Below are 14,605 nucleotides of genomic sequence, written 5' to 3'. Positions count from 1 at the left end.
GCCATGTTATGCACGTCTTGCCAAAACAAATCCCACTGTGTGGCCGCTCAACTAGCTCAGGGTGATGCGGCCTTAGCCCAACTCCTAGGGCAGCTCCAACACTGTAGCCTCAGATCTCGCCGCCGGACGATCGGGCAGCAGATCAAGACGTTCTGGCGGTCAAGCCAGCACCGTCGGTGGTCAAGGCTCAAGCTTTGGGGTTAGGGCTACGGCAGCCTAGGCCGGGTCAAAGACCGTTTCATCCTCCTGTCGCCAGGCTGGGTCGACCAGGCAGATAAATACCAGAGGGCGATCGCCAGTATTGCGAATATGCTGCCGCGCGTTGGGCGGAATATACACCGCATCCCCCGGCTCTACCAGGCTGGTTTCACCGTCAATATGCATCTCACCCTGACCAGCCAAAATGTAGTAGACCTCGGAGGTGGTTAGAGCGTGGGGGGTAGACACTTGCCCCACCGGCACCACCGCATGGGCGAGGCTATAGCGCAGATCAATCGATTGCTTATCAGGGTGCAGCAACTCCCGCAGTTGGGTACCGTCCCCTGCTATAAATTCGGGACAGTCAAGCAATTTGCGAATTAGCATAGGCAGACAAACAGGAGCCTAGATCGCCCTTTTCAACAGCCCCACTAGCTCTCTGAGTCTGTTGGGGTAGAGGGAAGGGATTGAGCAATTTTCTCCGTTATCATAACCTCTACCGCCTCAGGGGCAAGGGGGCGAGAAAACAGGTAGCCCTGCCCCAGCTCACACCGCAGAGCTTTGAGCTGAGCATGGTGACGAGAGGTTTCAATACCTTCAGCAACCACGTTAAGGCCCAAATTCCAAGCCAAACGCACCACCGATTGTAAGATCTCTAGTTTTTCAAAGTCTTGGTCGGCGTTTTCTATAAACGAACGGTCGATCTTCAGGCAGTCGAAGGGAAACCGGTGGAGGTAGCTCAAGGACGAATAGCCCGTACCAAAGTCATCCACCAGCAGCTCAATGCCCATAGCCTTAATCTGCTCAAGGATTTCGATGATCGTGTTTGAGTTTTCGATCAATACGCCCTCGGTAATTTCAATCTTGAGGCGATTGGCGGCAAACCCCGTTTCAGCCAGCAGTTGCTGAATTTCTTCGACCAAATGCGGCTGAGAAAACTGCTTGCTCGACATGTTAACGCTGACCGTAAAGTTGGCCATCACCGGGTACAGAGAAGTCCACCGCTGCATCTGACGGCAAGCCTCAGTCATCACCCATCGGCCCAGGGGAATGATTAGCCCTGTAGCCTCAGCAATATGAATAAACTCGCTGGGCATTAGCAGCCCGCGAGTAGGATGCTGCCAGCGCACCAGGGCCTCAAATCCACAAATTTCTTGATTACTAATGGTGACAATGGGCTGATAGTGTAGCCGCAGTTCACCCCGCTCTAAGGCCCGGCGGAGATCGATTTCGGTTTTTAGACGCAGGTCTTGCTGCATCCGTAGCGAACTATCGAATACATGCCAGTTTTGGTCAGAGCTATCCTTAATTTGGTGCATCGCGATCTTGGCATCGCGGAGCCAGGCATCCGCGTTTTGGTAGTCAGCTGGGCCGATGGCAATGCCGATGCGGGCATCCAGATAGATCTGCTGCGGCAAAAACGGCTGCTGAATAGCAACGTGGAACTGCTCAGCTAAATCGATCGCCTTGGAGCTGGTGTCAATATCTTCAAGCAAGACCGCAAACTCATCCCCCCCCAAACGGGCAATGGTGTGCTTTGGGAGAATCTGGGCTTGCAGCCGAGCCCCTAGCTCTACCAGGAGATGATCGCCGATTTGATGGCCCAGATCTTCGTTAATGGTCTTAAAGTCGTTGAGATTGATCACCAGCAGCGCCATTGCCTCTGGACTATGGTCACGGGTACGGGCCATGGCATGGCTGAGCCGATCCATAAACAGTTTATGGTTCGGCAACCCGGTTAGCCCATCATGGAACGGTTGCTGAAGCAGAGCAACCCCTTGCTGCTTGGCCGCCGAAATCTCTCGCAGAGTAAGCAGAGCAGCGCCAGCGCCTGATCCAGGGTAAGGCCCTCCTGTGACCGCCACCCAGCAGGGGTAAGGCGGCGACCCTACTACCAGCAGCAGTTCTTCATCGTGGAAACTCTGGCCTGCTAACACTCGCGTCACAGGCAGTTCAGCAGGGGGCAGCGGGCGATGGTGACCGTCAAGCAGCTGGTAGTTAGAGGTGTTGCCCAGGCCACCTAGGCCAGCGATGCCCCCTGGCAGCATTGCCAAAGCGGCAGTGTTACAGAATAGGGGTGCGCCGCCTTGATCAACTACAATGATTGCCTCTGGCAAATGGTTGATCAAAGCCAAGTACATCTCGGTGTCTAGGCAGGCGGGCTGTAGCATAGGGCAGCGGTACAAGGGTTAGAACAGCGGCACGGGCAATAGCCTCAAACTCACTCTCAACGAGGTTGGTCTGAGGCTGATGCGAAAACAGCGATCGCGGTGGGGTTAAGTTTAGTTTGCCCAAAAGGCAGCGGGCCTGCCCTTAGCCCAAGCTGATTTAGCGCAGCTGGCCCCACACCCGGACACAATCTGTCTAGGTCAAGATTTGACGTCGCTTTGACCACCCATTTGTAAAACTTAGGATAAAGTGCTGTGAAGGACTCGTAATCCCTCCTGGGGTTACCCAGATAGCCCAATGCAGTTGTGCCCCTAAGTCCTAAACTAAAACGGGTGCATTGCCAAAGCGGACCTTACTTGTCACAAAATCTATTGCAACGATAAGCGCACACATTCAGCCAAATTCGAGATGGGTAGCCGTAATTACCGTAATCAATGCCAGCCTTGGGGTAGTCACTGTTTGACAAGCACCAATCGCCCTCAGACTACGGATGTGCCACATCTAGGAGAAGGGGCCGATCGGTGAATCTGTAGTTCAATCACCGAGCTGACGACGCAATGCTGGGCAGCATGGAGCAAACATTACTGGGTGGTCGGTACCAAGTTGTCCGGCGGCTGGGGTCTGGAGGATTCAGCCGCACCTTTTTAGTGAGCGATTTGCACCTCCCGAATCACCCTCGGTGCGTGATCAAACAGCTGAAGGTGCAAGACAAGGACACCGGCACCCTCGATATGGCTCGCCGCCTCTTCGATACTGAGGCTAGAGTGCTCTATCAGCTGGGCAATCACCCTCAAATTCCAGCCCTGCTGGCTCACTTCGAAGAAGATCAAGAATTTTATTTGGCCCAGGAGTATATCGAGGGTAGCCGACTCAACCGCCAGGTAGAAGAGGGTAAACCCTGGTCAGAAACGCGAGTGGTGCTGCTGCTGCAAGAAGTGCTGGAAATTCTCTCTTTTGTGCACCGCCAGCAGGTGATTCACCGCGACATTAAGCCCTCTAACTTGATTCGCCGCCACCGCGACGGCAAACTGGTACTGATCGACTTTGGGGCGGTCAAACAGGTGACCTCGTCTCCCTTACTCGATGCCGAAACCGGAGCGACCAACATCACCGTGGCCATTGGCACCCACGGCTATATGCCCAATGAGCAGTATGCGGGCAAGCCCCGTTTTAGTAGCGATGTCTACGCAGTGGGCATGCTGGGCATTCGGGCGCTGACTGGCCTACACCCGCAAAAAATTGACGAAGACCCGGTCACCAGCGAACTAGCTTGGCGGCACCATGCCCCAGAGACCTCTTCAGCGCTGACGGCAGTGCTCGACAAGATGGTGCGCTACGACTTTCGCGATCGCTACCCCACGGCCCAAGAGGCCCTAGAAGCGCTGCAAAACTTGCCTAATCCGTTGCACGGACTAGTAGGCACCCAAATCTACCAAACCTGGATGAGGGGAAGCCAGGGGCGAGGGCCAACGTTTCCTGGAGATGACTACGACAGCACCCTTGGCCCGACTGAAACCTCAGAACCCACGGCTTTCGCTGACGACCAAGACTCGACCTCTTTGTTTCCGGTCGATCTGGCCTACAGTAACGGCAGTACCTCTGGAGCGCTGCCGCTAGTGGTTCCAGACGTCCTTGAGGAAGAGTTCAAGCTACCGGTTCGCCTCGGCTCGCTATTGGCCGTTGGCCTGCTCAGCACCTTTGGCTTTGGTTTGGTGATCTGGCGTAGTGGACTGACTATCGCCTTTGAACCCTCTAATCAGACTGTGACTATCCCCTTTCAGCGGGCTGGCACACCGTCTTTGGCCACTGACCTCAGTATGCTGCTGCCCCCCGAAGAAAAGGCTACCTACCTGAGTCGTCAGGGCGATCGCCTGTGGGACCAGGGCAGCTATCCCGATGCCCTAGACATCTATAACGAAGCGGTAGAAGTCCAAATTGATTACGCCCCCGCCTATCTAGGTCGTTGCAAGACATTGATTAGCCTTAAACGCCCGGTCGAGGCCATCGCGGCCTGCGACGATGCCCTGGCCTATAGCACCTACTATCCCGAAGCCGTACGCAGTAAAGGCAATGCCGAAGAACAGCAAGGCCATCTCCTAGCTGCGCTAGAACTCTACGAAAGTGCAAACCGTCTCATGCCCGCTATGGCTGAGGCCTGGCTCGATCGGGGACGGGTGCTGCAAAAGCTCGGCCGCTCGGCAGAGGCTCTGGCTGCAATTGACCAGGCGATCGCCCGCGATCGCGAGTCGGCAGAGGCCTGGACGGTGCGCGGCGAAGCTGCCCTGGCCCTAAAGCGCTACGACCACGCCATCATCGCCCTAGAAAAGGCATTACAAATCGACCCCGACTATGGCCCCGCCCAAGACCTACGCCAGCGGGCGCGAAGACTGTTGGGCCGGTGAACCAAGCCGAGCTATGGCCGACTTCAGCTTCCCGAGCCCAGCCCGAGCCCAAACAATCCCAGCCCCCAAAAGACAGCGGCTCGATTCAATCGTCGAGGACCGTTACCCGGATCTCGGCCTCTAGGGTAGAGCCCACTCGGCTACCCTCCTGGATTGCACCACTAATCGGCAGGGTTTGGGCCGGAAAGGGACTAGCCACGAGAGCAATGTGGCGATCGCTCACCGCCAGCCCATGGGTGGGGTCAAAGCCACGCCAACCGCCGCCGGGCACATAGACCTCGGCCCAGGCGTGCAGGTCGCGATCGAGACTCGTCGCATCGCCTTCCTCATAGCCACTGACAAACCGAGCCGCCAACCCCACAGCTCGACAGGCTTCCATAAATACCACCGCAAAATCGCGGCAACTCCCCCGTCTCCGGCCCCAGGTCACCCCCGCTGGCCAAGGGTTACCCGTAGGCCGGACGGTATAGTCACAGGCTTGATAGATTTTGGTGGTCAGGGTAGTTAAAAAGACACCCACATTGCCCTCTACCTCAGCCGCAATGGTCTGAGCTAGATCAACCACGCCAGGAGACAGCGCCTCGCCAGGGTCTAAATAGGGGGCCAAAACCGTTTTTAGGGTGGTTGGATAGTCGATAGGCAGCGTAGCGGCCCAGGGTTCGGCCAGATAGTCAAAGGGATTGGTTCGGCAGGTTACCACCTCGGCGGTAGCGACAATTTCTAGCTGATCCCCAGGGTCTGAAGCAAACCACAGGCCCGTGGTGGCGTTACCGTCGGTATCGGTAATGGTGCTTTGCTGACGCGGAGTAGGAGTCACCGCTAGGTCAAAGCTCAGCAACTGCTGGGCACCGTCGCTGCGGGGCCGCAGGCGGAGCGTATGGGGCCGTAGGGTTACTGGCTGCTGATACCGGTAGCGAGTCAGGTGGCGAATTTGGTAACGCATAAACAGTAATAGTTTGAACCGGGCGGTTATTGGCCATCAAATCGGCCTACATCTTTACAAAATAAAACATGGGTGAACGGATACTCCTCCCCTAGAGCTTAGCTGCGATCGCAGCAATAAGTGAGTGAGATACTGATCAGTCATTACTGCTAGGATCCCAACCAAAATGGTAAAGAACGACACAATATTAAGACACTCTTAGCCAACTTTGGCGTTCAAACCTCAAAAACAACCATTCCCTTAATTGCTCTATCTAAAGGCGGGGATCATTGCCCAGAGGTTGATCCCAAGATTAAGCCTTTATAAAATAAAGTTGCATCCTCGAAAAATCAGAGACATAATAAAGGATAAGGAACCCAGTCTTTTGGCTTGCGATTTTTCAATAGCATTCAAACAACTCTCGCAATGAGTGATACCATTGCGAGTTTATTTTTGATTAAAACTAGTTTCCAAATAATATCTCTGATTTATCTCGTCAAAGCACTGCTGGAGTTATAAAAATGATTGGCCATTTTCAACAGGTACATTGCCCTAATTGTGGAAACTTAGCCGAAAGGCACCACATTAATCCTGATCAGCTAGTGCGCACCCAGTGTGCGGCCTGCGACTATCTCATGATTACCTGTGCCCGCACTGGCAAAGTCATTGAGGCCCATGCTCCAGGGCTATTTGCTGCCTCCGCGCGATAGGGCTAAACCCTATCGGCACCCACCTCAAATCTATATAGATGACGATCCCCAGTTTTGTCCTTGCGGCAAAGCTGGGGATTTGAGCTGAAGGGGGTCTTGGTCTACCCTGCCCCATGGGCAGACTTGATATAGTCAAGGCCGTAGATAGCATCAGACCGAATTGTTGGGGATACTCTAAACCTATGGAACTCATCTTGCGGGATGGTCGGTTGCCGAACGGTGAGTCGATAGACATCGGCCTAGATCATGGCAGTATTTGTGCCTTAGAGCCTCACCTGGCGGCCTCAGCGGCAGCAGAAATTACGCTGGGCGGCAAGCTGGTGAGTCCTCCGTTTGTCGAGTCACACATTCACCTCGACTCAGCCCTCACCGTAGGCCAACCCCGCTGGAACCAGAGCGGCACGCTGTTTGAGGGGATTGAGATTTGGCGCGATCGCAAACAATCGCTTACCTTAGACGATGTCAAAGCCCGGGCGATCGCCACCCTCAAGCTTCAGGCCCAGCAGGGAGTGCTGTTTGTGCGTAGCCACGCCGACGTCAGCGAAGCTAATCTAATCGCGCTCAAAGCATTGCTTGAGGTACGCGATATTGTCAAAGACTGGATCACCGTGCAGGTGGTGGCCTTTCCCCAGGACGGCCTCTACGGCAGCCCTGGCAACCTTGAGCTGATGGAAGAAGCCCTGAAGCTAGGGGCCGATGCCGTGGGCGGCATTCCCCACTACGAAATGACCCGCGAAGACGGCGTCGAATCGGTGCACCACATTTTTGAGCTAGCCCAGCGCTACGATCGCCTGATCGACATCCACTGTGACGAAATCGACGACGACCAGTCGCGCTTTCTAGAAGTAGTTGCTGCCTGCGCCGTGCGATCGGGCTTAGGATCTCGAACCACGGCCAGTCACACCACCGCCTTTGCCAGCTACAACAACGCCTACGCCTTCAAGCTCATGGGCCTGCTGGCGCGATCGCAGATTAATTTCATCGCCAACCCGCTGATCAACATCACCCTTCAGGGACGTACCGATACTTACCCCAAACGGCGCGGCGTCACCCGAGTTAAAGAGCTCTGGCAGCAGGGTTTAAACGTCAGCCTAGGCCACGACTGCGTTCAAGATCCCTGGTATAGCCTCGGCTCTGGCAACATGCTCGATGTCGCCTCCATGGCCGTTCACGTCTGCCAAATGACCGGCCAAGCCGAAATCGCCGCCTGCTTCGACATGATTACCACCAACGGCGCTAAAACCCTGGCCCTAGGCGAATCCTACGGCCTAGCCGTCGGCAAACCCGCCAATCTCATCGTCCTCGACGCCGACAGCCCCTACGACGCCATTCGCCGCCGCGCCACAGTCACCCATGTTTTCTCGCACGGCAAATTGCTGGTGCAGACAAAGCCCCCAGAGGTGAAGTGGGAGTAGGGGGTGGATGGGTGGATGGGTGGATGGGTGGATGGGTGGATGGGTGGATGAGGAAGTTGAAGGGTTGAGGGGAAATTAAAGTCGGGGTCGTGAACCGCCCAGTTGAATATTCCCTACAAGTTCATTGGCAAAACAGAGGTTTAAACCGATGAGCAGCCAGTCCTTTCCGTCGGGTCCAGGGCGGCGGAACGTCCCTGGTCGATGGGGGTCTGGGGCCAGCGAAATGGCCCCAGCAGCAGATCTGGCTTTCAATCCCTATTGTGCGCCGCCAGCCAAGCTTTTGAGCTGAGAAGGTCTGACCAACCCTCAATGAAAATACGACGCCCCATTCACATCAAACGTCGCCCCCGTCGCGTGGGGCGCTAACCCCGCCACCAAAAACGCCACCAGGTTAGCAATATCCTGCGGCTCCGCCGGTGCCCCCATCGGGATATCGCGGGTGACATAATCAGCTCCTCGCTCAGCCATCACCTGCTCAATGCGATCGGTACGTACAAACCCAGGGGCGATCGCATAGGCCCGCACCCCATCGGCGGCAAACCCCTTGGCGATCGTGCGGGTCAGCCCAATCACTCCCCCCTTTGAGGCGGCGTAGGCCATAAACTCTGGCCCATCGCCCCGAAAAGCCGCTCGACTGGCCAGGTTGATCAGCGTGCCACCCCCGTTGGCTTGAAAATGCGGGATAGCCTCTCGACACAGGTCAGCCATCGCCACCAGATTGACCTGTAAGGTCTCTTGCCAGGCGCTAGACCACGGCTCCCAGGCCCCCTCGATCGGGGCGGCGGGCATAGTGGCGGCATTATTCACAACCGCGCTAATGCTGCCGCGCCAGTCTAACGCCTGCTGCCACAGCGATCGCGCCGCCCCCGGCACCGACAGATCAGCCTGCACCAGATGCGTGCGATCGCTCCCCAACTCAGCCGCAATCTGCCTAGCCTCGGCCTGCCCCTGGCTGTAGTGCAGCACCACCGCCGCCCCGGCCCCATGGAGCGACTGGGCGATCGCTGCGCCAATGCCCCGCGAAGCCCCTGTGACTAAAACAGTGCGGTTGCGTAAATCAATCAAGGTCATACCTGTGTCCTCATCGGCGGCCCTTAGGTCAGAATTTGGAGTTACCCGCTCCCGCGACCTGCGGCCCTTTACTCCAGCCCATCCTAGGGGATGGTAGGGCTTAAAGCCGCTATCTCACAGTGGCGATCGCGCGCCAAATCATCACAAGTTTTGCAACATTTGTTTACACTGCGTTACAATTCACCCAGAAACACACCGGAGGCTCTCACCATGACCACTAGCGGATACACCACCGAAGATGGCGGTCGCTTAAATAACTACGCCGTCGAGCCCAAGGTTTATGTCGATGACAGTCAGCAATTTGGTTTCAACGAGTATGCCGAAAAGTTGAATGGTCGGCTGGCTATGATTGGCTTTGTATCGGCGGTGCTGTTTGAAGCGCTCACGGGTCATGGCGTCGTCACCTGGCTAACCAACCTATAGTCCATCACCTTTTTAGAGCCCGAGATCTTTTCCTAAAGCCTCATTGAGCGATTCAATCGTCAACCTTAGATAAAGTCATCATTCTCAGACCCAAGGCTCGAAAAACCTGTGTTACGTTAAGTAACAGGATATTGATTTCCGTCCTTTCATCAACTAGGAGATATCCACCATGGAAACCAACGAAACCAAGTTTGGCTTTGTTAACTTTGCGGAAACCTGGAATGGTCGTCTAGCCATGCTGGGCTTTGTGATTGGTGTCGCTACCGAGTTTGTGACCGGTCAGGGTATTCTGTCTCAGATTGGCTTGATGTAAGTCATCTGTGCCTTAGTTAGCAAATCAATCACAATTGAATAGAAAAAAGGGGAGTGAACGTTCACTCCCCTTTTTTGTGTAGGTTTCAACAGTTATCGCGGCCGCATCGGCCCACCCACTCACATCATGCGGGTTAGGGCCGTTATTTTCGATAGCTTTAAGGCATCAAGGCCCTCTAAATCGGCAAAACTGAGCCAATTTTCTTTAACCAGATCAGCCAGCACAAATAACAAGGCCGACTCGCGATCATCATACTTGCCGTCGAGTTCGTGGCGTCGGGCGCTGAGAAAATCGTGGAGATGCCAGATATCGTCCGTGCCAGCAATCGTGCTGGCCTGTTGTCGCACTAGCTGCACTAGGGCCTGAATCTCTCGCTGGTAGGCCTTAGCAAAGGCGGCTTTAGCAATAGACTGCTCCTGAGCCGTCCATTGGAGTTCGCTAGTCTGCATGGTTAGAGGGGTGAAATAAAAGGGTTTAAAACCGCTACAGAGGGCTACGCAGATCATTACCCGGCATTGCCGCCGCCATCAATGCCACAACGGCGACGATAGAAGACCCAGGGTAACCCCTCAGCGATCGTCAGCCCCTGGCTTTTTTCTGGCTAGTAACCATGTATACCTATCTATATTAAGGATATATTACAGAATTTTGCAAATTCTCATAATCAAACAGCCACCCCCGGTTGGGGGTGGCTGTTGACTAGAGATCAGGGAACCTGTCTAGCGGACTAAGTTCAGCAGTTCCTTCGGTGATGCCAGCAGATCGATCGCGACAAAGAAAATTTTGCCGTCGGGGTTAATTAAGAACCGCCAGGCAATGTTCATGCCCACTCCGGCCCCAAACCAGGGCGTTTGCACCTTACCGGTCACTTTAATTTGGGTAAAGCCATCAGCGGCGGGCTCGGTAACCCCGCGCTCAGGAATTAAATTGAGGTTCTGACAGTCTTCTTGAAAGAACCGCAGCACGTTGGGTTTGCCCACAATGGGCCGCTGGAAGGGGGGCTGGAGGGCACCGTCATCGGTAAACAGCTCAATCAGCGCGTCGAAATCGTTGGCGTTGAGGTTGTTCATATAGGCCAACACCGTCGGGTCTGTGACACCCTCAATGGTGACCTGACGGCGCTTGTCGGTGTCTTGGGGCGGCACCACCGGCTCGGCAACTCGGGTGTAAGAGCCCATCTGTTTGGGGTCAAAGCCCATATCGACTACGGCATTGCGCAACACTGTAATCTGCTGCCCCGACTCTAGGTTGCGAATGGATTGCAGCACCGCTGAGGCATTGGCTGACAGCTGATACCCTTCAGGAATAGGGGCGACGAAACCTTCTTCCATCCACTGACCCAGTTTGTACCAGAAGCCTAGCTTGATGTTGGGCGACCACGTAGAGTAGGTGCGGCCAATGGGGGTGTCGGCCCGGTTGGCCAAGTCGCACATCGCCTGCGACTGCTCCTGAAACGACATAGCTCGAATCTCGTTCATGGTAGCTTCAGCAAACTGCATGCTGGCTGCCCCAGGAGCCGCAATGGTGATGCCTTTACCCATATCGAGGTAGGCGAACCAAATTAACGCCAGCTGGTCTTCTGCACTGAGTTGAGTGAAGCGGGCAATAGTGGCGGGTACCGCATCGGCAGTGAGGGTGCTGGGAAAAATATTGCGGGCTGAATCGAGAGTGAACGGCATAGGTGACTTCCTTGGGAGCTGATAGGAGCGTAATGAATAGGTACCAATAAAGCTGAGATATTTTTTGTGATCAAAGCTTGACCGTCCAAAGCTTAGTTTAAGCAAGAAGGGAACAACTTCCCGTGAAGAAATGAGAAGCGCGATCGCCCAAATGCCTAAATTTCGGCCCTATCCCGGGGGGAGGGATAGGAAAATGACGGCGGCGATCGCCACCAAATAACTAGTCATAAATCTGTGCAAGTGAGGGTTAAAAATTGAAGTATTCTCTCCTCAAAACCTGCCCAAACCGTAGCGGCTTGAGTTATAGCCACCGACCACGCAGTAGGGGCCACAGATTTAGCAATGACGGTTTTCCCTAGTACTAGTTGCTAGACAGAAGACAAGCCCTAGGGAGGGTTTCCGGTACTAGTTTTCCGGTACTAGGTTTCAGGTTTCAGGAACGGTTGGCCCATTTATGCCGCAGGGTACTAGCCGGCTTCTCCCACCTCAACTTCCTGGCTTATTCCCCACCCCTCTATCGAAACGATTCGATCTAATGCTTTGATTTGGGGGCAAAATCTCTAGAATAGAAATAGTTCACAATCGCGTTAGGCAGATATATCTCTATGGAAACCCTCGCCCTTACTCCTCCCAATGTGGAGCAGGTATTAGACGAACTGCGCCCCTACCTGCTTGCTGACGGTGGCAACGTAGAGCTCGTTGAAATTGATGGCCCCGTCGTGAAGCTCCGCCTGCAAGGGGCCTGCGGCTCTTGCCCCAGCTCTGCGATGACCCTGCGCATGGGCATTGAGCGTCGACTGCGCGAATTTATTCCTGAAATCGCTGAGATTGAACAGGTGTTTTAGGGCAAGAGTAGGTATCGGGTATCGGGTACCTGATACCTGACAGCCGCCCCCCGATACCCAACACCTACTGTATTTGCTGATATCCTAGTCTCTTGGCGTTGTTGCCCAAGGGCCAAGTTGTAGAGGGTTGTTGTGCTGGATCTAAAGCAAATACGAGAACATCCAGAGCAGGTGCAAGCTGTTTTGAGCAAGCGGGGTGAGTATGACCTGGCCCCCCTGATAGACCTAGACCAGCAGCAGAGAAAGCTGGAGACGGTGCGATCGCAGCTCCAGGCCCGCAGCAACGAAATCGGTAAGCAGGTGGGCCAGACCATCAAAGCGGGAGCTGCCCCTAACGGCCCTGAGGTCACTGCCCTCAAAGAGGAAGGCAACCAGGTGAAGGCCGAGCTGCAAACCCTCGAACCCCAAGAGCGAGAGATCAAAGCGCAGATCGAAGCGATTTTGCTGGGCCTGCCAAACCTACCCAGCGACACTACCCCTGTCGGCAAAGACGAAACCGAAAATGTAGAAGTGCGCCGCTGGGGCGACGAGTACCTGCCCAAGGCCCCTGCCAAACCCCACTGGGAAATTGGCGAAACTCTAGGTATTCTCGACTTTAAGCGCGCCGCCGAAAAGATTGCCCAAAGCCGCTTTGTGGTGCTCAAAGGGGCAGGGGCCGCGCTGGAGCGAGCCTTGATCTCCTTTATGCTCGATCGCCACACTCAGGCGGGCTACGACGAAGTGATTCCCCCGTACCTGGTTAACTCGGCTGCACTCACCGCCTCGGGCCAGCTACCCAAGTTTGCCGAAGAAAGCTTCCAGTGTCGCAACGACGACCTGTGGCTCACTCCCACCGCCGAGGTGCCCCTCACCAACCTGCACCGCGACGACATTCTCGCTGCCGACCAGCTTCCCATTCACTATTGCGCCTACACCCCCTGCTTTCGCCGCGAGGCGGGCAGCTATGGCAAAGATACGCGAGGGCTGATCCGCCTGCACCAGTTCAACAAGGTGGAGATGTACAAGTTCGTCCACCCCGACCATTCTTTCGAGGAGCTAGAGGCGCTGGTGGGCGATGCCGAAGACATTCTGCAACAGCTCAAGCTGCCCTACCGGGTGCTGGCGCTGTGCACGGGCGACCTGGGCTTCTCTAGCTGCAAAACTTACGACCTTGAGGTGTGGATGCCGTCATCAGACAGCTACCGCGAGATCTCTAGCTGCTCTAACTGCCTAGACTTTCAGGCCCGCCGCGCTAACGTGCGATTTAAATCGGCGGGCCAAAAGGGCACCCAGTATGTGCACACCCTCAACGGGTCGGGGCTGGCGATTGGCCGCACTATGGCCGCCATTCTCGAAAACTATCAGGAGGCCAACGGCTCGGTGCGCGTGCCTGAGGTGCTGCAACCCTACCTCAACCGCGAGTATCTGTAGACCGCTACAGCGGAAAGCGATAGACCATTGCGCCGGTATCTTTGACCTCAAAGGAAGCGTTGAGCACCTGGGCCTTTTGATCGAGAAAGGCCTTGGCCTGCTCCACCGGTATCTGGGCCGCTGCCGCAAACTGGACGATGGTGAGATCGCCCGCCTGGCTCTGAAGCAGCTGTAAAAAAAGCTGCTCCTGCTGGAGCGCCAGCATTTGGGATGATTGCTCATGGTTGTGGCGCAAATTCCAGGCTAGCCAGGTGCCCAGCACTGTAGGGGCTATGCCAAACACGACTAACGCGACCCCCGTCTCGGCTCGGTCTTCCCAATCGTCATCGTCGGAGTCTAGCAGTTGGGTGGTCGCTAGCAGTGCGATCGATAGCCCAAATAGCAAACAAGCCCCAGCCAGTGCCTTTTGTAGCCTTCGCATAGCCTTATCCTCTACCGATCGGTCTCAACTTTGATAGTCATTGCGGCGATCGCCGCAGGCAACCCTGCCCCAGCACCTGTGATACCAAATCCGACTTGGCTAGTCCCGGTTAGGCTGGGCAAACACCGTTTACCCCTACGCCAATCCACCTGTTTAGAATCGGGTTCATTCGATTCGGATTTGACATGAGAGCTAGGCGTTGACCCCGACTCAATTTAGCCATTGCGCGAAAACAATTGCCCTACTACCGAGAGGCGAGAGCAATCCCAATAGTCGATGTGGGAGATGACTTTGCCGTCTTCACTTAGCCCCAGCTCGCTGCGACCGGGAATGCTCATGGGCGGCTGCCAAGGCACAGGGGCCACCCAACTCAGAGTCCAACGGCTGTTGATTTGGCTGGGGCTGGCGTATTGAATGTCGTGCAGTTGCAAATCAACATCTTTAAACCACTGGCTGATAAAGCCAATCATGCGCCGGTAGCGATCGACGCCGCGAAACTCGTTGAGCGGGTCTTTGAAGTACACATCGTCGGCGTACAGGTGATAGCTCTGATCTTGAGGAAACCGTTCGTAGTCGAGCCGAATCTGTTCCAGGATATCCACGCAGCTACCTTCCTAGACGAGTACC

15 protein-coding genes are annotated in these 14,605 nt (G+C 55.3%); 7 read left to right on the top strand and 8 right to left on the bottom strand.

Annotated elements, in window-relative coordinates:
* Positions 1-216 precede the first annotated feature (216 nt).
* Positions 217-585 carry a cupin domain-containing protein gene (locus RRF56_RS19110; protein ID WP_317034753.1) on the bottom strand — a complete coding sequence of 123 codons (369 nt, stop codon included), beginning with the start codon at positions 583-585 and terminating at the stop codon, positions 217-219.
* A 44-nt stretch (positions 586-629) separates the two neighbouring features.
* Positions 630-2,369 (bottom strand): GGDEF domain-containing protein, encoded by a 1,740-nt coding sequence (locus RRF56_RS19105; protein WP_317034752.1) that lies wholly within the window; start codon positions 2,367-2,369, stop codon positions 630-632.
* Positions 2,370-2,924: 555 nt separating this feature from the next.
* Here RRF56_RS19105 and RRF56_RS19100 point away from each other — a divergent pair.
* The gene (locus tag RRF56_RS19100) at positions 2,925-4,769 is read left to right on the top strand and encodes a serine/threonine-protein kinase (protein ID WP_317034751.1); all 1,845 of its coding nucleotides are present in this window, start codon (positions 2,925-2,927) and stop codon (positions 4,767-4,769) included.
* Positions 4,770-4,854: 85 nt separating this feature from the next.
* On the opposite strand, the gene RRF56_RS19095 is transcribed toward RRF56_RS19100, so the two are convergent.
* Positions 4,855-5,712 (bottom strand): transglutaminase family protein, encoded by an 858-nt coding sequence (locus RRF56_RS19095; RefSeq protein WP_317034750.1) that lies wholly within the window; start codon positions 5,710-5,712, stop codon positions 4,855-4,857.
* 500 nt (positions 5,713-6,212) lie between these two features.
* Between RRF56_RS19095 and RRF56_RS26460 the strand changes: the two genes are divergently transcribed.
* A complete protein-coding gene (locus tag RRF56_RS26460; RefSeq protein WP_410510495.1) occupies positions 6,213-6,401 on the top strand; it encodes a replication restart DNA helicase PriA in 189 nt (62 codons plus the stop codon).
* Positions 6,402-6,583: 182 nt separating this feature from the next.
* On the top strand, positions 6,584-7,816 hold the full coding sequence (gene codA, locus RRF56_RS19090; RefSeq protein WP_317034749.1) for a cytosine deaminase: 1,233 nt from the start codon (positions 6,584-6,586) through the stop codon (positions 7,814-7,816).
* Positions 7,817-8,122: 306 nt separating this feature from the next.
* On the opposite strand, the gene RRF56_RS19085 is transcribed toward codA, so the two are convergent.
* Positions 8,123-8,887 carry an SDR family oxidoreductase gene (locus RRF56_RS19085; protein ID WP_317034748.1) on the bottom strand — a complete coding sequence of 255 codons (765 nt, stop codon included), beginning with the start codon at positions 8,885-8,887 and terminating at the stop codon, positions 8,123-8,125.
* 210 nt (positions 8,888-9,097) lie between these two features.
* On the opposite strand from RRF56_RS19085, the gene RRF56_RS19080 reads away from it, so the two are divergent.
* Together RRF56_RS19080 and RRF56_RS19075 are read left to right on the top strand one after the other, a co-directional pair.
* On the top strand, positions 9,098-9,310 hold the full coding sequence (locus RRF56_RS19080; RefSeq protein WP_317034747.1) for a chlorophyll a/b-binding protein: 213 nt from the start codon (positions 9,098-9,100) through the stop codon (positions 9,308-9,310).
* A gap of 169 nt (positions 9,311-9,479) precedes the next feature.
* Positions 9,480-9,623 carry a chlorophyll a/b-binding protein gene (locus RRF56_RS19075; RefSeq protein WP_317034746.1) on the top strand — a complete coding sequence of 48 codons (144 nt, stop codon included), beginning with the start codon at positions 9,480-9,482 and terminating at the stop codon, positions 9,621-9,623.
* 119 nt (positions 9,624-9,742) lie between these two features.
* Here the strand turns inward: RRF56_RS19075 and RRF56_RS19070 are convergent, their stop codons facing one another.
* Together RRF56_RS19070 and RRF56_RS19065 are read right to left on the bottom strand one after the other, a co-directional pair.
* Positions 9,743-10,072: a hypothetical protein gene (locus tag RRF56_RS19070; RefSeq protein ID WP_317034745.1), complete on the bottom strand. Its 330-nt coding sequence runs from the start codon at positions 10,070-10,072 to the stop codon at positions 9,743-9,745.
* A 270-nt stretch (positions 10,073-10,342) separates the two neighbouring features.
* Positions 10,343-11,302, bottom strand: coding sequence for an orange carotenoid-binding protein (locus tag RRF56_RS19065; protein ID WP_317034744.1), 960 nt, complete (start codon positions 11,300-11,302; stop codon positions 10,343-10,345).
* A gap of 605 nt (positions 11,303-11,907) precedes the next feature.
* Here RRF56_RS19065 and RRF56_RS19060 point away from each other — a divergent pair.
* Positions 11,908-12,147, top strand: coding sequence for a NifU family protein (locus RRF56_RS19060; protein WP_017299982.1), 240 nt, complete (start codon positions 11,908-11,910; stop codon positions 12,145-12,147).
* 132 nt (positions 12,148-12,279) lie between these two features.
* Positions 12,280-13,557 carry a serine--tRNA ligase gene (gene serS / locus RRF56_RS19055; protein ID WP_317034743.1) on the top strand — a complete coding sequence of 426 codons (1,278 nt, stop codon included), beginning with the start codon at positions 12,280-12,282 and terminating at the stop codon, positions 13,555-13,557.
* A gap of 4 nt (positions 13,558-13,561) precedes the next feature.
* On the opposite strand, the gene RRF56_RS19050 is transcribed toward serS, so the two are convergent.
* Positions 13,562-13,978, bottom strand: coding sequence for a hypothetical protein (locus RRF56_RS19050; protein ID WP_317034742.1), 417 nt, complete (start codon positions 13,976-13,978; stop codon positions 13,562-13,564).
* 215 nt (positions 13,979-14,193) lie between these two features.
* A complete protein-coding gene (locus tag RRF56_RS19045; RefSeq protein WP_317034741.1) occupies positions 14,194-14,580 on the bottom strand; it encodes a DUF2358 domain-containing protein in 387 nt (128 codons plus the stop codon).
* Positions 14,581-14,605: the final 25 nt, after the last annotated feature.

The organism is Nodosilinea sp. E11, assembly GCF_032813545.1.
In the GTDB taxonomy this organism is placed as follows: domain Bacteria; phylum Cyanobacteriota; class Cyanobacteriia; order Phormidesmidales; family Phormidesmidaceae; genus Nodosilinea.
Note: the sequence above shows the minus strand (reverse complement) of the source record. Positions and strands in the feature narration are given on the sequence as shown.

Coding starts and splice junctions, on each gene's coding strand:
- RRF56_RS19110 (WP_317034753.1), bottom strand. CDS start 585: ATGCTAATTCGCAAATTGCTTGACTGTCCCGAATTTATAGCAGGGGAC.
- RRF56_RS19105 (WP_317034752.1), bottom strand. CDS start 2,369: ATGCTACAGCCCGCCTGCCTAGACACCGAGATGTACTTGGCTTTGATC.
- RRF56_RS19100 (WP_317034751.1), top strand. CDS start 2,925: ATGCTGGGCAGCATGGAGCAAACATTACTGGGTGGTCGGTACCAAGTT.
- RRF56_RS19095 (WP_317034750.1), bottom strand. CDS start 5,712: ATGCGTTACCAAATTCGCCACCTGACTCGCTACCGGTATCAGCAGCCA.
- RRF56_RS26460 (WP_410510495.1), top strand. CDS start 6,213: ATGATTGGCCATTTTCAACAGGTACATTGCCCTAATTGTGGAAACTTA.
- codA (WP_317034749.1), top strand. CDS start 6,584: ATGGAACTCATCTTGCGGGATGGTCGGTTGCCGAACGGTGAGTCGATA.
- RRF56_RS19085 (WP_317034748.1), bottom strand. CDS start 8,887: ATGACCTTGATTGATTTACGCAACCGCACTGTTTTAGTCACAGGGGCT.
- RRF56_RS19080 (WP_317034747.1), top strand. CDS start 9,098: ATGACCACTAGCGGATACACCACCGAAGATGGCGGTCGCTTAAATAAC.
- RRF56_RS19075 (WP_317034746.1), top strand. CDS start 9,480: ATGGAAACCAACGAAACCAAGTTTGGCTTTGTTAACTTTGCGGAAACC.
- RRF56_RS19070 (WP_317034745.1), bottom strand. CDS start 10,072: ATGCAGACTAGCGAACTCCAATGGACGGCTCAGGAGCAGTCTATTGCT.
- RRF56_RS19065 (WP_317034744.1), bottom strand. CDS start 11,302: ATGCCGTTCACTCTCGATTCAGCCCGCAATATTTTTCCCAGCACCCTC.
- RRF56_RS19060 (WP_017299982.1), top strand. CDS start 11,908: ATGGAAACCCTCGCCCTTACTCCTCCCAATGTGGAGCAGGTATTAGAC.
- RRF56_RS19050 (WP_317034742.1), bottom strand. CDS start 13,978: ATGCGAAGGCTACAAAAGGCACTGGCTGGGGCTTGTTTGCTATTTGGG.